Annotated in this window: 17 protein-coding genes and 1 pseudogene; 11 read left to right on the top strand and 7 right to left on the bottom strand. The window is 63.4% G+C overall.

Annotation, left to right across the window (positions count from 1 at the left end; genetic code table 11):
• Positions 1-448: 448 nt before the first annotated feature.
• Positions 449-1291 carry an AbiTii domain-containing protein gene (locus Psi02_RS31625; RefSeq protein WP_203979491.1) on the top strand — a complete coding sequence of 281 codons (843 nt, stop codon included), beginning with the start codon at positions 449-451 and terminating at the stop codon, positions 1289-1291.
• An 80-nt stretch (positions 1292-1371) separates the two neighbouring features.
• On the opposite strand, the gene Psi02_RS31630 is transcribed toward Psi02_RS31625, so the two are convergent.
• Positions 1372-2844 (bottom strand): serine/threonine-protein kinase, encoded by a 1473-nt coding sequence (locus Psi02_RS31630; protein ID WP_203979492.1) that lies wholly within the window; start codon positions 2842-2844, stop codon positions 1372-1374.
• A gap of 669 nt (positions 2845-3513) precedes the next feature.
• On the opposite strand from Psi02_RS31630, the gene Psi02_RS31635 reads away from it, so the two are divergent.
• Positions 3514-4362, top strand: coding sequence for a hypothetical protein (locus tag Psi02_RS31635; RefSeq protein ID WP_239095323.1), 849 nt, complete (start codon positions 3514-3516; stop codon positions 4360-4362).
• Positions 4363-4904: 542 nt separating this feature from the next.
• Here the strand turns inward: Psi02_RS31635 and Psi02_RS31640 are convergent.
• Positions 4905-7811 carry a helix-turn-helix transcriptional regulator gene (locus Psi02_RS31640; RefSeq protein ID WP_239095324.1) on the bottom strand — a complete coding sequence of 969 codons (2907 nt, stop codon included), beginning with the start codon at positions 7809-7811 and terminating at the stop codon, positions 4905-4907.
• Positions 7812-8452: 641 nt separating this feature from the next.
• Between Psi02_RS31640 and Psi02_RS31645 the strand changes: the two genes are divergently transcribed.
• The 3 genes from Psi02_RS31645 (at position 8453) to Psi02_RS31655 (ending at position 12162) form a co-directional block, all read left to right on the top strand.
• A complete protein-coding gene (locus Psi02_RS31645; protein WP_239095325.1) occupies positions 8453-8953 on the top strand; it encodes an RrF2 family transcriptional regulator in 501 nt (166 codons plus the stop codon).
• A gap of 172 nt (positions 8954-9125) precedes the next feature.
• A complete protein-coding gene (locus Psi02_RS31650; protein ID WP_203979494.1) occupies positions 9126-10604 on the top strand; it encodes a sensor histidine kinase in 1479 nt (492 codons plus the stop codon).
• A gap of 154 nt (positions 10605-10758) precedes the next feature.
• Positions 10759-12162, top strand: a complete 1404-nt coding sequence (locus Psi02_RS31655) for a HAMP domain-containing sensor histidine kinase (RefSeq protein WP_203979495.1) — start codon at positions 10759-10761, stop codon at positions 12160-12162.
• Positions 12163-12325: 163 nt separating this feature from the next.
• Here Psi02_RS31655 and Psi02_RS31660 read toward each other — a convergent pair whose 3' ends face one another.
• Both Psi02_RS31660 and Psi02_RS31665 read right to left on the bottom strand, forming a co-directional pair.
• Complete coding sequence (locus tag Psi02_RS31660) at positions 12326-12628, bottom strand: hypothetical protein (RefSeq protein WP_203979496.1); 303 nt, start codon at positions 12626-12628, stop codon at positions 12326-12328.
• Positions 12629-12658: 30 nt separating this feature from the next.
• Positions 12659-13054 carry a hypothetical protein gene (locus Psi02_RS31665; protein WP_203979497.1) on the bottom strand — a complete coding sequence of 132 codons (396 nt, stop codon included), beginning with the start codon at positions 13052-13054 and terminating at the stop codon, positions 12659-12661.
• A 365-nt stretch (positions 13055-13419) separates the two neighbouring features.
• Here Psi02_RS31665 and Psi02_RS31670 point away from each other — a divergent pair, with 365 nt between their 5' ends.
• A complete protein-coding gene (locus Psi02_RS31670; RefSeq protein ID WP_203979498.1) occupies positions 13420-13812 on the top strand; it encodes a hypothetical protein in 393 nt (130 codons plus the stop codon).
• Here the strand turns inward: Psi02_RS31670 and Psi02_RS31675 are convergent.
• A complete protein-coding gene (locus Psi02_RS31675; protein ID WP_203979499.1) occupies positions 13778-14641 on the bottom strand; it encodes a pentapeptide repeat-containing protein in 864 nt (287 codons plus the stop codon). The genes Psi02_RS31670 and Psi02_RS31675 overlap by 35 nt on opposite strands.
• A 528-nt stretch (positions 14642-15169) precedes the next feature.
• Positions 15170-16021, bottom strand: a complete 852-nt coding sequence (locus Psi02_RS31680) for a DUF4365 domain-containing protein (RefSeq protein WP_203979500.1) — start codon at positions 16019-16021, stop codon at positions 15170-15172.
• Between the two features lie 234 nt (positions 16022-16255).
• On the opposite strand from Psi02_RS31680, the gene Psi02_RS31685 reads away from it, so the two are divergent.
• The 4 genes and pseudogenes from Psi02_RS31685 to Psi02_RS31695 all read left to right on the top strand — a co-directional run bounded on the left by Psi02_RS31685 (position 16256) and on the right by Psi02_RS31695 (position 20945).
• Complete coding sequence (locus tag Psi02_RS31685) at positions 16256-18010, top strand: hypothetical protein (RefSeq protein ID WP_203979501.1); 1755 nt, start codon at positions 16256-16258, stop codon at positions 18008-18010.
• A gap of 757 nt (positions 18011-18767) precedes the next feature.
• Positions 18768-20135, top strand: a complete 1368-nt coding sequence (locus Psi02_RS31690) for a hypothetical protein (protein WP_203979502.1) — start codon at positions 18768-18770, stop codon at positions 20133-20135.
• 80 nt (positions 20136-20215) lie between these two features.
• A pseudogene (locus Psi02_RS41320) lies at positions 20216-20491 on the top strand (transposase); the annotation flags it as partial.
• Between the two features lie 172 nt (positions 20492-20663).
• Positions 20664-20945 carry a DUF8825 domain-containing protein gene (locus Psi02_RS31695; protein WP_203979503.1) on the top strand — a complete coding sequence of 94 codons (282 nt, stop codon included), beginning with the start codon at positions 20664-20666 and terminating at the stop codon, positions 20943-20945.
• Here Psi02_RS31695 and Psi02_RS31700 read toward each other — a convergent pair.
• Positions 20935-21111: a hypothetical protein gene (locus Psi02_RS31700; protein ID WP_203979504.1), complete on the bottom strand. Its 177-nt coding sequence runs from the start codon at positions 21109-21111 to the stop codon at positions 20935-20937. The two genes, Psi02_RS31695 and Psi02_RS31700, sit on opposite strands and share 11 nt — an antisense overlap.
• Before the next feature lie 147 nt (positions 21112-21258).
• Between Psi02_RS31700 and Psi02_RS31705 the strand changes: the two genes are divergently transcribed.
• Positions 21259-21525 (top strand): DUF6504 family protein, encoded by a 267-nt coding sequence (locus Psi02_RS31705; RefSeq protein WP_203979505.1) that lies wholly within the window; start codon positions 21259-21261, stop codon positions 21523-21525.
• Positions 21526-21952 lie beyond the last annotated feature (427 nt).

Genomic DNA, 21952 nt, shown 5'->3' on the forward strand with positions numbered 1-21952 from the left:
TTCCGCCGGGTGATGCAGACTCGCTGGCAAGGACGTATGCGGTCGCGCCCAAGAAGTACGCCAGCCGTCCAAGCCAGGCACTCGATGACGGGGGGCTTCCCGAGGCGTAGGTCTTCGCGACTCACCCTCAGGTCACCGTCTTGCTGGCCGTGTGGGACGCCCTCATAGGCATGAGGAGCACTTTGTCGCCCACTGCAATGACGGCAGAGCGCGTCGCCCCGCCCGCCGGCGGGCTGATGGACATCTTTTAGAAGATGCGCATGTCGGGAGGGCGGGTGGCGATCATCACGAACAGGATGGCCGACAAGCGACTCGGGAAGATTCAACAGACTTGCTTGGTCGTACGGCGGTCAATCTGCGTTCGTTGACCCGGTAGTCGGGCAGGGCCTACGGGCACCCGCAGCTAAGCGATTACCGTTTTGGGGAGCCTGCGCGAGACACTCCAACAGTGTCAAAGACGACCGACTCCCTCCTCGACAAGATCGAGCATGCGGCGCTTGATCCCACTGTGGCGTTGTCCGACGCCCTGCGCCTCTGCATCACCCTGGGAGGCCGACTCGGATCCAGCGCCCTTCGTGACTGGGCGACGAATGAGCTAAACGGCTATCGAGCCGGTGCTGAGGTCCCCGACTACCGCACCGTTCCGGCTGCGTTGTACCTGGAGATTACGAACAAATACGGCGTGAACGGCCACAATCAGCAGATAAGTCCCGAGATGCTTCGGCGGGAGCTTCCTGAAGACGTCTGGGCGGGAATTCGGGAGGAAGTACGGTTCGCTGAGCCGATCAAGGAGCTTGAGGAGCACGGTGCTGGCACGGATCGACTTCGCATTAGCTATAGCAACTCCCAGGCCATCGCCGCGCATCTCACGCGACGGAAGCAGGAGCAGGACCCGCTGGCATACCGACACACTGTGGTCGCGGGCATCTTCTGGAGCGTGACACCGGCAACTCTGCGAGGTGTCGTCGACCAGATTCGTACCGCCCTGGTGGTGCTCATCGCCGAGTTGCGCGAGAAGCATGAGCATGCCTCCGCCCTTTCTGCTCGGCAGGCAGACGAGGCCCTGGAGAAGGCTGTGCCGGGAGTCCATATTCACGACAGCCCTGGGACGATCGTTAACATCACGCAAGGCGACGCGGGCGGGATAACGAACACTATGAACCCAGCCGCGGAGCCGAAGAAGGGTCGGTTCTGGCCCGTCGTGGGCTGGACTCTCGCCTTCGTTGCCACAGCGATCGGCACGTATGCCGGGTTGGGTCAGTGGCTTGGTTGGCCAGCTCCGTGGAAGTAGGGGCCGTGTCGAGGTTATTGATGAAGTCGGCCTCGACCTGATCGAGGAAGTTCCGCATCTCTGGGGTGCTTAGCGGCCAGTCAACGCTGCCGCCAACTGCCTTGAGGTGAACGCTCCGGCATGGTGCTGGGGTGGCCAAGCTGTCCTTGCGCCGCGTCTGCGAACCAGCCGGCCCACCGATTGATGAACTCGTCCACGTCGCCGACGATCAACGGCGTGAACGGCCATGCAACCTGCCATTCCGCCATACCATTCCCGAGTGCCTTAGCCGACTCCTCGCCTGGATCCATCATGAACGGATCTTGCCGCCCACGCTTTGCGATGAACGGTGAGACCATGAATGCCGTCTCATGCCACTGGTACTGGCCTTTGCTCTGGGCGTCGCAGTACCATAGGGAGTGACTGCGGCCTTCGTAGCCGTAGCGGTCGACTGGGAACCGAATCCCAATTGTTGTATTGGCAACGACATCGAACGACGGTGGCGTCCAGGACCCCCATGGATTCGGTGACGTTATGACTGCAGAGGCGAACTCCAGCTCCGCCTGGTTCAGCCGAATACCCCACCCTCCGCCGCGCTTCGCCCGCACCTTCGCAGACGGAGCCGCCTCGCTGATCGCTTCTTTGAGCGCATCTGCGATTCTCGCCAAGCTCTTCATCGCAGCATCGGCGAGCGCGGTTCGTCGCTCGGCCTCGGAGCGAAACTCTGACTCGCGGCGCCCTAATTCGGCGCGGCGTATAGCCTCGGCACGGTTCGCTTCTTCGAGCTTGGCGAGCCCGGTTGACGGCGCCTTCTCGGTAATTCGTGCTAGGCGGGCCACGACGTTGCTTGGGCTCGGACGCGCTTCAGCGGCCTTGTACAGGCACTCTTCAATGAGCGCGCCCAGAGGTGCGGGTACTGACGAGAGATGTGCTGGGTCGTCGTGGAGATGCTGTTCGCGGAAGTCATACATGTCAGAACCGGTGAAGGGCAGCATGCCAGACAGCAATTCATAGGCAATCACACCGAGCGAGTAGATGTCAGTAGTGATCGTCGCACGTTCGTTTCGCCAGCGTTCAGGGCCGGCGTACGGTGGCGACAAAGCGTACTTGCGCGTGTCAGGCGCTGTAGTAGCTTCGGCATAACGGGAGATGCCGAAGTCGGCCAGACACCACCGCCCATTCAGGAGAAGGACGTTCTCCGGCTTGAGATCACGGTGGACGACCTTGCCGTCCAGATCCGCAAGCGTCACAGCTATATCTGACAGGATTGCGACGGTGTCGGCGATGCCGAGTGGGCCGTTGGTTTCATTGAGATGCTGGCGTAGAGACTTCTGCGCCCTGGGCATGATGATCACCCAGGCGTTGTCGGTCTGGCCACTGTCAATTACCGGAACAACGTTCCGGACGCCGGTGAGTTCAACGAACAGGAGCTCACGCTCGGCACCCGGCGCCATCGGCACAAGCTTTGCGACCGCAGTTTCACCCGTGGCTGACATCGCGGCGTAGACCTGGCCGAAACCGCCCCCGCCGATACGCTCACCAAGGATCCATTCTTGCTTGAGTTTCAGGTGCACCGGCCTGGCTCCTTGATCATCATCTTGTCACTCCGCGGATGCAGGCAGCATCGGGGTATCTTGCTGCCGTCTCCTTCGCTCTTGAGGGGGTTCCCGCGAGTCAGCGGCTCCCGCTCTCGTTATGTGGGGCGGTGAATCAGCCTAGCGGTCTCGACATGCACTGAGGCGGCCATCGGAACCGAGCTCCTCCTGTAGTAGGAGGACATGGTCGGAGATCCGGGGTATGTGCTGGCTGACAATCCCTCAAAGTGTTCAAAGTTCAGCGGGCTACGATGCTCCGACAAATCGCTACGTCCGCCACTCCGACTCTGGAAGTCACCTTGGGAACCACCAGGGCAGATAACAACGAACCGAGCCGGACTCATCTGAGTGATCGGTCGTTCGCCGACCTGCGTTGCGAACAGATTCGTACTGTGCTGGAGATCATTCGGGAACCTTGTAAGCAGGAGGCTTCGCGGAGGGCCGCGCGGAATAGGTGCGGAATGATCTCAAGTGGGCGTCATATGGAGACGATTGTTTCCGCAGGTCATGTGCTATCAGCCTGAGAGAACGCTCACGCCCTGTAAAACCATCGGCGGCCTACCCAGGTGCAACTCTGGGGGCCGCGACGGTGAGGGCTGGGTCAGCGCCTAATGCACGGGAACGTACCCATGGGCCGGAAGCGAGGGCATGGTGGCCGGCCCTTCGCAGGAGTTCGGTAACTGGGATCATGAACGTATGCCCGATGAATCGAACCCGCTGTCAGGCCTGTGGCCGCTCGCGCCGACCGGTACGACCGATTGGTTGCTGGAGCTGTGCGGCGATGGTCTGACCGGGTTCATGCCACCTGCGATGCCTGATGCGGCCTGGGTGCTCAACGCCATGTATGAGCACGACCAGGGGCCGGCCGAGGTGTCGTACCACGAGTATCGCCAGGCGCGTCTGACGGATGGGAGCATCCAGCCCCACATCGTCGCGGGCGTCGGCTTCGAAGCTGTGAGCATCACTATGGGAGGCGGCCTGGGCCGCGCCGAGCCCCCCGGCCTCGGTTGGCGGCGGCTGCGCTGGGCGGAACTTGCCCGGCGGACCGGCGACCCGGTCGTGCCCGACGGGCTGCTGCCCTCCTACCGTTGTTTTCCCTCGGCTAAGAAGGAGGGCAGCTGGCCGCTCAGCATCGATCCACCCACCGAGGGGAGCCTGGATCGTGTGACCTGGAACCGGCTGATCGGCATCCTCACCGAGTACAGTTTCGCGGGTCCGGACACTCCATGCCTGGCCTACTACAACCCGCTGTTGCTCGGGGCCACCGACTTTGACAACCTCCATGTGCGTGCGGGTCGTCTCGGTGATGCCGAGATCTTGTACGACAATCCCGAGGCCGACTTCAGCCCGTCCAACCTCTGGGCCGAGGACCGCTCATGGGTCCTGTGCACCGACTACGACCTGTGGGCCACCAAGGTCGCCGGACCCCCGGCTCTCATCGAAGCGCTGCTGAACGACACCGAGATCGAGGCGGTACGACTACCCTGGGCGCCTTGACGACGAGCCGCCCCGGACCCGACCTCAAGTCGTGGTTCGGTTCGAGGTGGCTGTGAAATCCGTGCGGGATATGCGCGGGATGATCTGCTACGAGAAAGATCATCAAAGATGCTCCCTGCATGGTCAGAGACACTTTTCTCATCAGGAACGCAGCCCTCTTGAAAACCGCTATGAGAGTGTCGGATGCGGTCGCTATTGCCTCCCTACTTCCAGGCGGCCATCGCCTCAACCGGCGGCTGGAAGGATGATCGATACCCGTAACTCGCGGTGAGCTACACCCACTGCGGTGTCTGTAGCCAGCCTCTGGCATACACGGGCAATCGGCCACCGACCAGGTCTCGGACAAGACGAGTTGCCCCTCGTCGGCGTTCTTGGGGAGGTCGGTCAGCCTGCTCCCGCCTCGGTACGGGAGATGCAGCCGATGAGCGTGATCATTACGCCTCGCCGTGCGACGGTGAGCTTTAGGCGATGTCGCGGATACGTTGGCGTGGTCGGTCGTTCCCTCACCGCAGCCCCCATGTGGGGGGAAGGCGCTGTTGACGTTACATCTCGACCTGACTGTCATCCAAGATCGAGCTGTTCGATGTGATTCGCCCGGTTTGCTGGCGCGCTTGTATGTCAGTGGCGAGACGGGCTAGTTCGACGCGGGAGCCGATGTCCAACTTGCTGAAGATGTGACCGAGGTGGTACTTGACGGTGTGGCGGGAGATGAACAGGCGGGTGGCCACTTGGGGATTGGTCAGTCCTTGTGCGACGAGTGTGACGATATTTCGTTCGGTGTCGGTGAGGCTCGCCCACCCAGAGGTCGGGCGTTCGATGGTGGTCCAGTGGCGGCGTCGCACGCCGAGTTTGCGTAGTGTGGCGCGGACGCGGGCCGCGTCCCGGAGGGCACCGGTCTGCTGGTAACCGTCGAATGCCTGGTCCAGGCTGAGGATGGCGGCATCGTGGTCGGAGCCGCCGGCCGTACGGGCGAGCAGGACGCCGAGGTCTTCTGCCGCCGAAGCACGATCCCACGGCCCCACGTGGGTGGAGACGGCATGGGTCAGTGCCTTGGGGTCGTTGTGGAGGATGCCGTGGGCGTGGGCGGCGGAGGCGGCCAAGGTTGAGAAGCTGGGGTTGTCCTCGGCGAGGCGTTCGGCCATGGCGGCAACGACCTCGGCACCGGGGCGTTCTGCGACTGCGAGCGCGAGACGGGTCAGCCACGCGGCGGCTGCGGGTTCGGTCATTAGCACCATGGGCAACGAGGATTGTTGCGGGGGATCGGTGTAGAGGGCGTTGAGTACCTCGATCGTCTTATGGGGGCCGTCTTGGGCCTCGGTGATCAGCGCCATGCCCCAGTCGCACCATTCGATTCCGTACGCCGGGCCTTGACCTGCCTGATGGCGAGATTTGTAGTGTCTGGCAGCAGTGTCGATGTCGCCGCGGCGCGCTGTGACGATGGCGAGCACGGCGATTCCAAAAGGGTCGAATATGTGCATGCCCAGATCGGCGGCCATGGCCAGCCCGGCCTGGGCCTCGGCGGCGGCATCGTCGAGGCGGCCTTGGGCGAGCCGAAGCTTGGCGCGGAAGAGCGCGGGGCTGGCGGCGTGCGCGGTGTGGCCAAGCGCCGTAATCTCTTCGGTGGCGGCTTGGAGTAGGGTCTCCGCCTCCTCAAGCTGCCGCATGTCGGTCAATATGCTGGCCAGGTACAGGCGTGGGCACTGGGCCTGGAAAGGCCCGCTGGCCGCGTAGCGTGCGGCTTTGCGGATGTGCCCGATCCCGTCAGCAGCGCGTCCCTCCGCCCGGGCGATGCTAGTGAGCAGAACGTGAGCGCTCATTAGTGCGGGTTGATTGCGGCACTCCTCGGCAGCCACGGTGGCTTCCGCCCGCTTCCGCCCTCGCCTGTATTCGCCGCCAATGTTCATCCCTGTCAACAGCACGTGTTCGGCGAGGCCGCGCAATTCATCGGAGAGGTCCTGCTGGCTGAGCATCTCCTCGGCCTCGACCACCGCCTCCAGCGGTCGGCCGGCCAGTATCAGGACGTAGGCCAGTTGGTACCGCAGGTGGGCGGCATGGCCGGGCGGCATGGTGTGGCACAGCGCGGCGCGGGCGAGCTCGGCGGCCTCGCGTAGCCGCCCCGCGGACGTCAGAGTGTGAACCGCGGTCTTCGTACGGTCGAAGCGGCCTGGGTCGGAAGGGCTGGAAAGTTCCACCGCTCGGGCGGCGATGTCGGCTGCGGTCTGCGGGGAGGACGGCAGCACCTCACGTACTGCCCGGTCAAGGCCGGCGAGGGCATAGATGTCTCCCGGGCGGGCGTATTGCATCAGGTGGGTGGCGGCCGGGATGGCCGAGCCGCCTCGTTTAAGCAGCATTTCCGCTGCCTGCCAGTGCAGAGCTTGGCGCACTGGCTCGGTGAGGGTCTCGGTTATGGCCCGCCACAATAGATCGTGCCGGAACGACAATCTATCGGCGGCTGGTATCACGACCCCCGCCGCCTCCGCCTCTTCCAGCGCCGGCAGCAGTCGGGTGGTGGGTTCGCCGAACATGTCCGCGAGATCGTTCACATAGAAGGAACGGCCCAGGACAGCGGCCACCTGCAGCAGATGGCGGGTAGGAGGGTGCAACCGACCTAGCCGGTTACGCGCGATCTCCTGCACCCTCTGGGGGAGTCGCTGCGAGACCAGCCGTGCGTGATCAGCGGCCACCTCGACCGCGCCTTCACTGTGTAGTCCCGCGAGCAACTCGATCAGCATGAAAGGGTTGCCTCCCGCCCCGGCTGCCAGCGCGAGCAGCTCCGGCCCCGGCGCCGCGCCTAGCACGTCGGTGATGACCCCGGCCACCGCTTGCTCGCTCAGCGCCTCCAACAAGATCCGCGTGGCGCCGTCGCGTTCTAGGACCTCGTACAACTTGTCCACATCTGAGTCGCCGATGCCGGTCGTACGGGACAAAATCCACACCAGCGGATAGGAGGCCAGCTCAGGTATCAAAGACCGCAACGCCAGTAGCGTCGTCGTATCAGCCCACTGGAGATCATCAAGCGTAATCAGCAGCGGGCCGTGTGCGACCCGCTCTTCCAGCCGGGCCTGTATCTCGTCTGCCAGCCACAAGCGCAGGTCAACGGCGTCCGAGGGCACTATCTCGCGGGCCGTTAGCAGTGTCTGGATCGACTCCCCGAGCGCTGCCATCAGCGGTGCCAGCGGTTTCAGCTGGCGTGGATCGTCTGTCGCGCCGTGGCCGTGCGTGAATCCCCGCTCCGCTGCGGCATCGATCGCCTCTGCGAGTAGCCGACTCTTGCCTATCCCCGGCTGGCCCTCGACCAGCAATACCCCACCGCGGCCTTTCTCGGCCGCCCGTAGCAGACCCGCCAGAATCCCCCATTCGCGACTCCTGCCACGCCAGCCACACCGTGATGATCGACTGAGGTCCACGCCAGTCGAAATATCTGACCTGGGCTCCGACGCACCGTCCATGGGGCCATAACAGAACACGCTCAAAGAGTACGTTGGCGTCCACTAGGGGAGGATTTTGGGCCTGACGTGAATTCATTCCTCCTCGCGCCTGATCGAGTGTCGGCGTGAAGTAGGACGGCCACCTCACGCTCCGAGGGATTCAAGGCGACGAGGGAAAATGGAGTGGCCGTAGTGACATTCCGCGCGCTACCGGCGAGTGGTTCGAGGAGACGCTGTAGGCGGGCGGTCCTCATCTGCCAGACGATGATCCGTGAGATGGCGCAGCCAATCATGGACGCCGAGATCGAGCGGTAGTGTCAGGCCACTGCGGGAGATCCCGGCTGGACGCTACTCAACGCGTCGCCAGAAGACCTGGCACCGCCGCGTGCGCCGCGCCTCTGAACCGCTCACAGAGTGGCTCTTCCCTGGCAGGGTTACACGACTCTGGCCGGTGCTCCTCGCTGCTTCGAATGAACCGAGACGTGGGCTGATCTCCATTGCCACCCATTCCAGAAGCACATCTGCGCGACCTGGTTGCACCGACGACCCCGAACCCACCAGTCCGGTACCGACGTCGCTTGTATGCAACTAGCCAGGTGGCCGATGTGGGGAGCGCTGATCTCCGCCAGCCTTATGTGGGGATATTCGAAGGCTCAATCTGGATGGAAGTTATCTGGGATATGCGGTTGAACGAGGGTGTTGAGTGGGCGATGCACTGCTGCCTGACACTGGCATGGCTCGGCGACGAGGAGCCAATCTCGACCGCGAGGCTTGCGGCCGGATATGAACTGCCGCCTCCATATCTCAACAAGCAACTCCAGGCACTGGTCAAGGCCGGGATTATGACCTCTACTCCGGGAGTACGGGGCGGCTTCCGGCTGGCCCAACCCCTTGCAAAGATCACGCTCTTGGACGTCGTCATGGCGATCGAGGGGCCCGCCGAGGCGTTCCATTGCACGGACATCCGGGAGCGCGGCGTCGGGGCGGAGAAAGCAGCCTGGCAGTTCCGCACCCCATGCGCGATCTCGACGGCGATGCGCACGGCCGAGGTGGCGTGGCGGCGCGCCCTGGCCGCGCAGACCCTGGCCGACGTACAGGCGGTAGTGGACCGTCGAATACCCCACCAGGGCGACGTGATCCGACGCTGGTATGCGCAGGGCTGATGCACTGCGGGTGACGCGAACGACTTGTCCCGGCGCTGAGACAGGGCCGCGAAGGGCCTTGTGGCCCCCGTCGGAGGTCGGTCCCATGACTAACCACGGTTCAAGCCCATGCTTTGCTGCGCACGGCGTCAGGCCCGAATGTTAGCAACATGGTTTGAGGAAGGAGGTAAAGATGTTGCGCCCGTTGTTACCACGCTCGATCCGGGCACGCTTCACACTGATGGCGGGGGTCGTGTCCCTGATCGTCATTTCGTTGATCGGGGCTGGCCTCGACTTCGCGATCCGGCACTCGATAGAGACCCACATCTTCAATGAGTCCCAGCGCGTTGCCACGAACTTGATCGGATGGCGGCCCGGCAACCCACTGCTGACGCCCGAGACCAAGATCAACCTGCTCCAGATCGTCGACTCCCATCGCCGGGTGCTGGCAGGCAGTCCGGGAGCGGGGGTCCAGCACACCCTGAGCACCATGCGGCCTCCGCTCAGTGACCGGGTATCACATGACACCGAGTGCTTTCCTCACCACGGGTGCGACCTGGTCACCGCCTTCCGGATCCCTCCGCTGGAGACCAGCCTCATCTGGCAGGGTGACCCCCATTTTGTCTACGCAGGAATGGCTCAGCCAGGCATTTTGGTCAGGGACCACCTGGAGATCGACACCACCGTCGCACTCGTGCTCCTCATCGCCCTCGCAGTTTGGGGGATCTGGTGGGGGGTGGGCCGGACGCTGCGCCCGGTCCACGCGATTAGCGCGAGAATGGCCGAGATCACGGTGAGCGATCTGAGCTTGCGGGTGCCAGAGCCGCCGGGGGGCGACGAGATCGCGCATCTCGCCCGCAGCGCCAATGGCACCCTTGCCCGACTGGAAGAGTGCCTCGTATCTCAACGCCACTTCGCCTCCGTTGTCTCCCACGAGCTCAGAAACCCGGTCGCCGGACTGCACACGCAGTTGGAGGAGGCGCTGCTGTACCGCGACACCGTGGATCCGTGGGTAACCATCGAAACGTCGTTGTGCACCACCGAACGGTTCCGGATGATCATCGACGACGTGTTGCTGCTCGCCCGCGTCCGGACCACAAACCCGGCCGCGCCCGAGCCGATCGACCTTGGCGCGCTGGTGAGGGAGGAGGCGGCCGACCGGACGTACGGCGTGCCCGTGCGCGCCCACACTCAGGGGGAGGTGATGGTTCTCGGTAACCGGATCCAGTTGTGCGGAGTCCTGAACAACCTCCTGTTCAACGCGAAGCGGCACGCCGAAACCATCGTCGAGGTCACAGCGACATGCTGCGACGGCCAGGCCGTGGTCACCGTGACCGATGACGGTGACGGCATCGCACCGGACGACCGCGAACGCGTCTTCGAACCTTTTGTCCGACTGGACAACGCACGACGTCGCGACCCCGGAGGCAGCGGACTCGGCCTTTCCATCGCCCGGGCGATTTCCAACGTTCACCACGGAAGCCTGCAGATCGAAGACTCGCTCCGAGGGGCGCGGTTCGTCCTTCGGCTGCCGCTCATGGACGCGGCTCAGGCGCCGCCAGCCTCCATGATCCCAAACTTGTGGGGCGACGTGCCCCTCATCAGGGACATTACGAAGGCCCGAGCCAGTGAGCAACAACCAGCAACGAAACCAGACGACACCTCAAACTGACAGCCGGCACGCGGCCCCGTGATCACGAACCTCCCGATGGGCGAGGACATCGCATGTTCGTGACCGTCCGGTTTCGTCAGACAGGATGGGCAAGTACATACGGTATGCATTCGGCCTGTATGTGGTATTCCATTGTTGGAAGGAATTTCGTTAGATGAGCGTGCACCGTTCGTCGATCACCACGCGCATCACTCTGTTCACCGGTGTGGTGGCGGCTCTGCTCTCTGCGTTGCTCGCCACGGTGCTCATGATCGCCATCTACCGTATCGCCACGGAATTCGTCACCGACGAGGTCGCTGCGAACGCCGGCCGCGTGGCCGCGGCGGTCGAGCAGGGACGGATCTACTATCCTCTCGCGTTCCACCAGTCCCGCAACATGCAAATCGTCGACTCACACGGCCAGGTCCTCGCTTCTACCAAGGGAGTACGGGGCAAGCCGCCCATGGCGAAGTTCACCCCAGACGGCAAGATGAGCGCGACCTCCGTCGTCTGCGGCGGGGTCTTCCAGGCGGGGAATTGCAATATCGTCGTCGCCATTTCGGCCCGCCGCGGCGGCGAGAACTGGGTCGTCTACAGCGCCTCCCCGGTCCTGCCCTTCTGGGTCGACCCGCCGCTGGCGGCATTGGTGGGAGGAAGTGCTGTGGTGCTCGCCGCCGCCATCACCTACCTCGGCCACCGGATCGCCAAGGCGTCCCTCAGGCCGGTGAGTTCCATCCAGGCGGAACTCGAGGAGATCAACGCGACCTGCCCCAATCGCCGCGTCCCCGTACCACCCAGCGATGACGAGATCCACGATCTCGCGGAAAGCGTCAACCACACCCTGAGCCGCCTGCAGGCCGCGATGGACCAACAGCGCCAGTTCGTCTCCGACGCCTCCCACGACCTGCGCAGTCCGATAACCGCGCTGAGAACCGAGGCAGAGGACGCGCTGATGGCACCCCAGGAGACCAGCGTGACCAAGCTCAGCTCGACCTTCCTAGCCAGCCTCAACCGGCTCCAGGCCATCGTGAGCGATCTGCTGATCATCGCACGACTGGACGCCGGGCTACCGGGCACACGCGACCGAATCGACCTGGGCGAGCTCGTCTCGGCGGAGTGTCGGCTGCGCCACAGTCCGCCAAAGGCGATCGCATGTTCTCCTGAGACCGGCGTGATCGTGATCGGCGACCGGTTACGGCTGGGCCGCCTGCTCACCAACCTCGTCGACAACGCCGAACGGCATGCTGACACCATGGTCACCATCACTGTGCGGCGCGAGCCGAGCGCCGAATCCGGCGATCAGCGCTTCCCGAATGGCGTCGCCGTGCTGGAGGTACTTGACGACGGGGCCGGTATCGATCCGGACAAGCGCGAGCTGGTGTTTCAGCGGTTCACCCGTTTGGACGCATCCCGTAACAGGGATGCGGGCGGGACTGGATTGGGCCTGGCGATCGCCCGGCAGGCCGCCGAGACCAGCGGGGGAACCCTCCAGATCGAGGACAGCCCCCGTGGCGCACGCTTCGTCCTCCGTCTACCGATCGCCCCATCGGCGGACGACCATGCACATGTCACCTCGTGAAAGGCGTCTGAAGACGAGGTTGGTCGCGGCCGGCGACGAACAGGGCAATGCCGATGATGAACAGCAGGATTCGGCCGTCCGATGAAGGCTCCACCGTTCGGTCCTAACGGGGGTGACGGCGAACCAACTCACGGTACGCCGCTACCGTTCCCGCGGCCATGGGTCAGTCCTCGATGCCTTCGACGAACCAGGTTCCGCCTCGGTCTACCAGCTCGACCACGGCGTCACGGCGCGCCCCGGAGGTCCGGACCATCCAGTGCTTCACCCGCAGCTCGTTCACGCTCTTCCCTGCGTTGTCCGGCTCCCACCAGGGTTCCTGCTCCTCCCAGTGGGGACCCAGCACCTCGACCACGCGATCCTCGCGCCCCCACGCGGTGAATCGGGCCGGCTGACCCCAGTCGTCCTCAGGGTCCACCTCGACCTCTGCAGGCTCCTTGTAACGGCGCGCGAGCTCAGTATCGAACACGTAGCCGATTGATCGGCGAACTGTCCGGAACTAGTACGTCGGGCAGATGTACTTCCGCACCGCCGCGAGGATCTTCGTTGCCTTGGCCTTGCCGAACCCGTCAAGGTGGCCTGGAGCTCGGAACCGCTTGTTCGTAAGGTCTACGAGCTTGGCCTGATCGTTCGGCCGATCCTTGACCACGCTGCACAAGCTGCGCGCCCAATCCACGGCCATCTCCTTCCCGGTGACGATCTCCCCATCGATGCTGTTAAGCGCCGTGATGGACCGCGCCTGGGTTTCACTGTCTGGCTTGGGCGGGAATCCGGACTCAGCCTCGATACTCGCGATCGCGTTCGGTGAGAGCGTGCCGGATGTGTCGTCTGTCGAGCCGCACCCGGCCAGAGCGGCGAGCAGTACAGCAGAGGCGATCAGAGCGGGGGGTCTCATGCCCCGCGACGGTACGCGACACCACGTTTAATCCCAGAACGGGGGTCATGGCCGACGACCGCGCCGAACTCACCACCTACGCCCACCGTAAGCTGCGAGTCCGAGACAACGGAGCTCTTGGCGAGCCGCCATGTCCGTGACCGGCACCCTGATGAGCATCCCACTAGGTGGTCTTGCTAACGCTGATGCTAACGACAGCCGTGGACGGCCCTGGACGATGCTGGACCGACAGACCCCATTGACCCCACCCGATCAGGGCGGCGAGACAACGATGGACGGGCCTGGACGGTCGTGTTCTAACTCGTAATGAAGGGTTGCTGAGGCGATCCCTGGTCTGCGTGGGCGTGGTCGTAGGGTGGGCCGCCATGGGCGTTCTTGTTGACTACTTCACGGTGGATTCCGAGCAGTCCGCGCGGCTGGCGTTGTCCGGTGGGCCGGCGGCTATGAATCTGCCGTACGTCGATTGCAAGGGGTGGCTCGACGGCCTTGATAGGTTGGCCGCCGAGCTCAGCGGACGTGACCTCAGCGAGTTCGGCGACAGTGAACTCATGGAGGAGGACGGAGAATCGGCGGCCGTCGATCGGGCGGCTCCGGAGGCCGTCGCCGCGCTCGCGGCCGTGGACGATGGGCGGCTGCGCGAGTACGCCGATGAGGAACTGCTCGACGAGTTCGAGTTCGAACGCGTGACGGCTCTGCGGGACCTGGCTCGGGAGGCGGCGCGGCTCAACCAGGGGCTGTATCGCTGGTTGTGCGCCTGACCGCATCAAACAGCTCCTCCCGGAGCGGGGGTGGAAGCTTTCTGCCCATGTCGGATGGGCTTACCAGCGCCTGGTCGTCGTTGTGCTCTCGCGCCATGTCTGCGAGGAACTCCAGGCTGAAGTGGGCCGCCTTCTGGTGTTGTGGGTCCGGCCAGCGTTGCACCAGCGGTAGCACTGCCTTCACCCGCTCGCTGATCTGGTCGAGGAGGGCGTAGCCGGGCAGTCCGGGCAGGTGTTGGGCGTGGAGGTCGATGTGCTTGAAGGCGACGTAGTCGAGCTCAGCGCTGGTGAAGTCGTTGCCGGTGAAGTCATTGCGGTCTCTGTCCAGAGCGGTCAGGTGGTCGGTCGGGCGGCCCCAGAAGTTGACGTTCTGTACGCGGCCGAGGAAGACGCAGTCGACGAACTCGGCTGAGAACGTGGACGTCTGATCCCTCAGCCGAGCCCCGTCAAAGATGCACCTCTCGAATCGGACGTTGCCGAAGAACGTGCGGGTCGCGAAGCGGGTGCGCCGGAACACGCAGTCCCGGAAGACCGACTGCGGCCAGTCGGTGCGATCCCACGGCCCTCTTACGCAGGTGGAGCCCATCGAAAGTTGTTCGAAGGCGGTGCCGGAAAAGTCGCATCCTACGAATTCGGTTGCATGGACACTGAAGTCGGTGAACCGCATATCGGAGAAGTCCACACTCACCAGTCGTGCCCGGTCGAAGGTCACACCGGACACGCCGTCGGGCAGCTCAAACCGCTGGTCGCGTAGCTCTCCGCGGGCGATCCGCTCAGGTCGCCACTCCTCTGGGCTCGTCTGAAGGCTGAACTGCTCAAAAGCGCTCATGTCGGCCGCCTGCCGCAACTGGGACCAGGACGCACACCCGAGCCGAACCTCACCACAGCGCGAGGATCGGGTGTGATGGCTCCCAGTGAGAGTGCGAGATCTCGCATGCGGGGAGTCTCGCAGCCCGATCCGACAAATCGCCGGCGTACCCCAGGGGGCGCAGCCAGTGGTGACGAATACCCTGGTCATCTTTCGAGGCCGATCGGACATCCTTGTTGGTCCGGCGGTCCAGTGCATCGAAGGCCAGGACGATCGCTGACGTCGGCACTCGCCATATGACGCTGGGGCGATCGCTGCCGCGGCCCTCCTTCGTCGGGCCTTGCCATCGGGTGACCATGGCCGAGGTGACAGCAGCGTTGACAGCAACGTCCCCACATGCGAGCACATGCCGACTACCGTTCGCACCCCTCTGACGACGGCTTTCTCTGTCTGAGCAGGGTGATTGGTCCGCCTGAAAAGCGGAGGGTCGACAATGCTCCAGAAAGACAGACAGTTACTCAGTGGAAACGTGCGAGGCGGATTGGCGAATTACTCGAGAGCGTCAAGTAGAGATAGCGTTACGGCGTGCATCTCCCGGAGAACTCCTATTGGAAGTCCGTGTAATGAAGGGGCGGCAATTTTGGTTTGTATCAGTAATGATTCTAGCGCTACGGCGCCGGCAAATTTACTATAGTCTCCATTGAATCGATGGGCGCGCTTGTCGTGCTTATTCACGGCCCGCTTTATGATTTCGCGAAATTCTTGAGTAAAAGACAGTCCCTGTCCGGGGTGGATTCTGATCATGCCCATGTTTTGCATCAAGCGCAGCGCGTGATCAAGCGCCAAGGCGTTGAGCTCGGATCTCTCATGCTCGTCCCAAGCCGCATTATTGTTAATAAATTGGTCGCCCGATGTGCGGAATCTTGCGATGGATTCGTCTGCGTGTGCTATTCGAGTTTCCCAAAGCAGGTATGCGACACTTTCGGCATCGAAATTCTGTTCCTTGTTGAATGCAAGCTTGTGTGGCCTATCATCGTCGAATTGTCCTAGGTGTTGTATGCTTACTTCATACGCTGGTATGAGATACCAGCCATGCTCTTGCGTAACGTTCCAAAGAATGACGATTACACGATCTAAGGTTGCTAACCAACGCCGTAACTGTCCCGCTTTAATCCGTACGCTTGGAGTGAGCGCTTTCGACGTGGATGTGGCGGACGTTCCCTTAACTTGAACCCAGATCCTGGCTGCGTCCATTTTCCCGTCAATGCTGGGCTGAACCAGCAAGTCTTCGCCGTAGTCCTCGCGAAGCTCATCTACTGCGGCACCGGCATCAGCCCAGAGCTTACGGACGGCTGCAACCGCCTGCGAGGCGATCTGGTGCTGGTTGGGTCGCTTAGGCATCGTGCCTCCTGACATTCACGAAAGGCCTGCGTGGCCACAATATCCGTATCTCCTTGACTGTCAGACTATCGTCGCATCCTCATGTAGTTGCCAGCCTCTCATTAGATGGTCGGGAAGCACCGTGGTCGACGCCATCATCGCGCATGGCGGAAAGGCCGTCGGAAGTAACGAATCAGGGCCGGATGTAGACACTGAATACGTGGAGTACATCAGTGCTGAGGTGTGTGAGGACTAGTGCGCAGAGACGACACCAGCGACGCCGCGCGTCCGGATGGACGGATATCCAGCCCCGAGACGCTCCGCCTCCGCAGGGCCACTCGCGCTCTGCGACTGCACCTCGACGAACTGCCGGTCGAATTCCACTTCTGGGGGCCCGGCGACCAGTTCCTTGCCGAATGTGCGTTCCCGTTCGCACGGCAACGGTACGACTGCGCGGAGTCAATGATCGGTGCCGGATTCGGCGGGACCGTGCTCGGCTCTATCGCACGGAGCCTCTTCGACGACGGGCTGCGTTGGTTCTGGATTGGCGACGATCCAGGGACCAAGAGGGTCGCCCTTCTCGGCAGCATGCTCGAAGAGCGCAACCGTGTATGCATGGCCATGGAGTCGGACCACGCTTCGTGCCCGATCCTGCCACGCTGGTTCGCGCCGCTTATTGGCGTAACAGATTTGACCGGTTCGTCCGAGATGTGGCTTCGCGCGCCCGCCGTGCCCGACCAAGCAGCGCTTCTGGCCGACTTTCTCGGCGGCGTTCGCCCAACCAACGCCACTCAGGACGAACTACTGGATGAGGCCCAGGATCTCCTCAACATCTCCGGTCTGCGCGGAGCTGTCATGATCCTCGCACACGCCGGCCACGGTAATCTCCTTGGCACGCAGAGCAGCCTCACTGAACGAGGCGGCATAGGTCACGACCTGCGCCCTGACCACGAAGCGCTTTACATGCAGGTCGCAGCCGTCGGGGTCACGCTCACGTTGCTAGGGGTCAGCCGCGCCGTCCCTGAGAGTTGGCCGAGCGAGGTGCCACAGCGACCCTTTCTGGTGGAGTCGTTAAGGTTGACCACTGAAATCGTCAAGGCAGCTACCGTCATTCATGGCCTGGGCGCCCCCAAAAGGCCTAAGACGTTGGCCCGTCGCCGAAACCCTCGCCCCACCCCTCTTCTTCGGCCCGCCGCCGTGCTGTCCCCCGACGATCTTCTGCCCGACGTCAACTCAGCCGACGAGGTCGCCGAGGCAGCGGAGCGATATTACGAAGCGGCGAAAAGTTGGATGGCCAACCCTTGGCGAGAGGACCGGACGACCAACCTGGCCAGCATCCTGACCTATGGCGGTGCCCACTCCTCTTTGCAGGCGGTGATGTCGACATACGACCAGCCGGGGAGCGCAGTAATCGCGGTCTTCGCAGCGCGTATGCTCCTCGAAGAGGCCGCACGATTCAAATGGATGATCGAAGGTAGGACGGAAGACAAAATCGCGCACCGCTTCACGCAGTTCTTCGAAGACCAGAGGGCCAGGCGTAAGAAGGTGCTCGACGAGTTCTCCGGGGACGGTGTCGCGCGCTCAAACGCCGAGACGCTTCTGGCCCTCCCGTCCAACGTCACCGTGATCACTCCGCATGACAGCATCTCCAAAAACCGCAAGCAGATGCCTCCCATCGAAAAGATGTTGGCGGTCATGGGCGAGCCCTATCCGGAGCCGGGTTGGCTGAATGTCGCATACTCGCTTTTGAGTCAGGTCACGCACAGTACGCCGATCGGCCACCTGCATATGACCCGCTACCGGGAAGGCACGCTATACGCGAATGAGATCTCTGCTGAGATGCTGGGACTGACTCTAGACGCGGCGTGCCTGGGCAGCGCCCATCTCATCGGAATCTCGGCCTCCTTCTTGACTGCCGGCAGCCAGGAGGCGCGCGATTATTCACTCTCGCTTCATCGGCTCGCCTACGACGTGCATAACCGGGCGCGCTTGGTTCATGGCCTCGACTGATCCGGGTGATCCACGCGAGATGCGTGGTATGTGGTCGTGTGTGTGGTGGGCGGGCGACGTGCCCCGAACTTCCGATCTTGTTAATGTCGGTACAACAACAACCCTGGACGACCGTGGACGGGTGTGGAATTCCCGAGGCCCGGCGTCCCCTTTGACCAGGTGCTCGTGTCGACGATGGACGTCTGTGGACATCTCCGATCTTGCTACGGATAAGAAGGCAAGGGGTTCGAGTCCTCCCGCTCAGGCTCCGCGATGCTCACGGCATCGCGGTGATGACCTGGAATTTCCATATCTGGATCAGTAATCGGTGTCTGGCTACGTCCGGGCGGGGTCGGGTGTGTCCGGTGTCGGCAGCTTGAACAACACTCCGGGCAGACCTACGACGTTGCTGCCTGTCGCGGTCTGAGGCAACCAAGCGTCGTACGGAGGCGTGGCCCCCCACGGGACAGTGACGACGGGTCCTAACAGCACCAGGGCGCAGGCGTCTTCGACTAATTACTAAGAAAGCACCCGCCAAGTCGGGATAATCATCTCCATGCCCCCCACGGCACCCTCCACCGGCACACGCCAGTCCCGGCGCCCATTCCCTCTGAGGCCCACCACAGCCTGGACAGTTGCCCTGGCAGGAGCGCTCGCCGGAGCTGTACTTGTTCGCGTCGCGGACCGATCGCGGCGTCGGCCAAGCTCCACGCCTGATCCAGACCCCCCCGTCAGCCCGCCTGCCGCACGGAAGAAGACCCACACTTCACTGCGTCGCTTGGCTGGAGTCGTCCGTCTCATCACGCGGACCCTGCTTCACCTTCTCGTCGCCACCTGGGGCTTGCTCATCGTCGTCGTGGGCGTCATAGACGCCGTCTCAGCCAGCAGCGTTCCGTCCCGGTTCCAGGGAGCCCTTCTCGCCATCGTGGGGGGCTACATCGTCGTCTCCCTGTGCCGCCTGAGCGGCATCCGCCTGCCGACCCGAGATGATCACCGCCGGGTCCTGATTGCCGCTCTAGCCGCGTTCCTTCTCGCCCTCTACCTTCTCTACGAGCTCTCGACGGATTTCGCCCCGCAGCCTCACCTGCTTCGAGCTGGCGTCGTATGCATTGTCAGCGCCCTCGCCAGCATCGTCTTGGCGGTACTCCGCGCGGTAGGTGTGGCTAGGTTTCCTCAACCGCAGGCCGGCCCTGCCTCGCCGCCACGCAACTGGCGCGAGGTATGGCTATCCTCCGGCGCCACGGTGGTTGCGGCCCTCATCGCGCTTCCCCTCACCTGGTATTCCACTCAATACGTGCCCGATGCGGCCGCCCCCACCATCACCATCACGAGTAGCCTCAAAGCTGGCCAGGCGGCAGTTAGCGCGCCCATCCCCATCACTATGACGATTACGTTCAAGAACACCGCCACCGCATCCGTGCGCGTGCTGGGCTCGATGTACCAGCTCACCGGCACCGCCACCAGTGTCAGCCCTACTCGCTCCGTGGCCATCGACACAAGCCAGCGGGACGCGGCCTTGAAGGAGAACTACGGCCCCGCAGCCCGTTATAACCGCTACGCCACCCACCAGCAGGCACAGGTCATCCAGTATGGGCAGGTCGTTGAGGACGCCGTCGAGCTGATCCCCAACGAGGAGAGCACCGCCACTATCGTGGCTTTCGTCCCGCCCAGCGTGCTTTCGGGTGACAAGGGCTTCTCACTTCTCCGGCTCACCGTGGATATCGTCTTCGTCCGTGCCGATCGGGTGTCCCTCGGTGTCCCCGACGCGGTCGACAGCACCAGCACCGCATCTGGAAGTGAGCGCGACCATGAAGGTTGTGAGGGGCGGCAAGTCCTCCAACGACGCTGGACAGTCACCTACGGAAGCTTGATCGACCGGCTGACCCAGTCCAGGCGCGAGGTCGCTATCGGCCGTACCGTCCAATCCTCCGCCACCGGCCTGCCCGAGCCGGACCTGTGGTGGGAAGCCATCCCATCGCTGGACTACTCCATTCACCATGGGCAACAGCCCTGCGGTCGTCTGGTCAACCCCGATCAGTACGGCTCCGATCGAGGGTTGGAGGAACGCAGCATGCTCAGCACGGCGGGCGCAGTCACTGAGCTCGCCGCCCCCAGGCCGATCCCGCCCTCAACCACCAAGCCCTGAAGCGGTATCCACTGTGATGAGGGCAGGGGTCACGTCCCGCGGTGTGTTGTAACTCCAAGCTGCTGACGCAAACCCCGGACATGGAAGGTCAGCGAGTTCTCGCCAAGGTTTCTCGCGAAGGAAGTCACACCACAACTCTGGATCAGGCTGCCCTGCTCGAGTTGCTGGAGTCTCTCAAGCCGCCGACGCCGACGAAATGATCCGGCGGGCGCTGCAAGCCGTCCAGTAAGAACTCATCGAGGCGGAGGCGGCGCGGTGATCGGCGCCCCCCGCATCAACGATCCGAAGCGCGCACCACCCAGCGAAACGGACACTGGGACCGCCTGCTGACCGCCGCTGCCGGGGAGCTGGAACTGGCTGGTAGATCACAAACGCCCCCGCTCGCCCTCCATCGGGGTGGGCGGGGGCGTCGTTTGTCGTTGGCCGACCCCTTCCGCGCGGCCTAAGACAGCCCATGGTCACCGGTCAGCGCCGACTGGCGCGGTAGATCAGCGGCCTGTGACGCCAGCTCTTGTAGGCTCGTCTGACGTGGCTGACTACGACATCCCGTCCGATCTCCTCGACCTACAGCGGGCCTACTTCGCCGCCGACCAGCGGGTCCAAGAGTCCGGAGAGGGCTTCCCCTCGGCGATCGACATCGCCAACCAGGAGGCGGAGATCAGCGACGAGCAAAGGTCGGCGCTCATTGAAGCCAGGGCCGCGCGTCTGGACTTGGTGAGCGAGCTGTACCGGCACCCGTGGTTCGACACGGTGGACAACACCCATGAGGCGCGGATGGCTTTGCGGAAGGCGGCTCGAGCTACCGGTTGAACTCGACTACCTCGACGAGGTCGGCCAGGTCCACGTGCCGGGCGACCTCGCAGACGGTGGTGCAGTAGGCCACGAGGTAGCCGTGCTGCTTCACCCGTAGGCGTTGCCGGCCGTCCAGGACGATCGCCTCGACCTCGAACCCGTTGACGCCTACCCACATGGTCATGCCGTGATGGTAGAAAACCGCAGGTCAAGACCACAGAACCGCCCCCTCATCCCGGAGGCCTGGGCTTGTGCTCAGCTCAGCTGGCCGCTCGGAGGATGATGCTCGGACGCTCACACCTTCGGGTTCGTTTCGGTGCATTCTGGTTCGATGCGTGTGTACAACGAGCCCTGCGAGGCGACCGAGAACGAGGACGGATCGCCTCGCACGTTCGTGTGGCGGGAGCGTGAGTACACGGTGATCGAACTGGTGGACGAGTGGCGGAGCATGCGCCCGTGGTGGATCGACCAACTGCCCGAGCCGATGGACCACGAGGTGCGGCATTACCGCGTGCGGGCGTCGTCCAGCAATGGTCAGGGCCTGGCCGAGCTTGAGCACCACTACGAAGGCTGGCGACTCGCCAGCATCTTGGACTGATATTCAAGGGGGCATTCGCATGCGGAGCCGCACGAGCCAAAAGCTTGATCGCCACACCGTGCAATATGCATGCAATGATCTTGCTGGCGGGAGCCGTAGGGCAGGGCTTTGCCGCAGGTCGGAGGTAGTGAGCGGCAGGGAAAGGTGACGTGCTGTAAAACCGTCGGCTCTCAGGAGCGTGCATCGAGTGCAGACGGGGTTGCCACTCACGCGGACCCGGGGGCCCACATGCTGCTCCCATGTTTCGGGGCTGGGATGCCCAAACCAGGCAGGGTTCCAACTGGTGGAACGAGGAAAGCGCCCGCCCTTCGGGGGCGGGCGCTTTGTGGGTTACTCGTTTACTACGGGGCTGCCGGGGAGGCAGCGGGCGGGGAGTCGGTGTCCGTCGCAGCCGTGGAGGATGCGGACGATTTGGGGGTCGTGGTCG

Source organism: Planotetraspora silvatica, from assembly GCF_016863315.1.
GTDB classification, from domain to species: Bacteria; Actinomycetota; Actinomycetes; order Streptosporangiales; family Streptosporangiaceae; genus Planotetraspora; species Planotetraspora silvatica.

Bases quoted from the DNA above. Each gene is read 5' to 3' on its own strand.
- Psi02_RS31635 (WP_239095323.1), top strand. From the start codon at position 3,514: ATGGTGGCCGGCCCTTCGCAGGAGTTCGGTAACTGGGATCATGAACGT.
- Psi02_RS31640 (WP_239095324.1), bottom strand. From the start codon at position 7,811: ATGGACGGTGCGTCGGAGCCCAGGTCAGATATTTCGACTGGCGTGGAC.
- Psi02_RS31645 (WP_239095325.1), top strand. From the start codon at position 8,453: ATGGAAGTTATCTGGGATATGCGGTTGAACGAGGGTGTTGAGTGGGCG.
- Psi02_RS31650 (WP_203979494.1), top strand. From the start codon at position 9,126: ATGTTGCGCCCGTTGTTACCACGCTCGATCCGGGCACGCTTCACACTG.
- Psi02_RS31655 (WP_203979495.1), top strand. From the start codon at position 10,759: ATGAGCGTGCACCGTTCGTCGATCACCACGCGCATCACTCTGTTCACC.
- Psi02_RS31665 (WP_203979497.1), bottom strand. From the start codon at position 13,054: ATGAGACCCCCCGCTCTGATCGCCTCTGCTGTACTGCTCGCCGCTCTG.
- Psi02_RS31670 (WP_203979498.1), top strand. From the start codon at position 13,420: ATGGGCGTTCTTGTTGACTACTTCACGGTGGATTCCGAGCAGTCCGCG.
- Psi02_RS31675 (WP_203979499.1), bottom strand. From the start codon at position 14,641: ATGAGCGCTTTTGAGCAGTTCAGCCTTCAGACGAGCCCAGAGGAGTGG.
- Psi02_RS31680 (WP_203979500.1), bottom strand. From the start codon at position 16,021: ATGCCTAAGCGACCCAACCAGCACCAGATCGCCTCGCAGGCGGTTGCA.
- Psi02_RS31700 (WP_203979504.1), bottom strand. From the start codon at position 21,111: ATGACCATGTGGGTAGGCGTCAACGGGTTCGAGGTCGAGGCGATCGTC.
- Psi02_RS31705 (WP_203979505.1), top strand. From the start codon at position 21,259: ATGCGTGTGTACAACGAGCCCTGCGAGGCGACCGAGAACGAGGACGGA.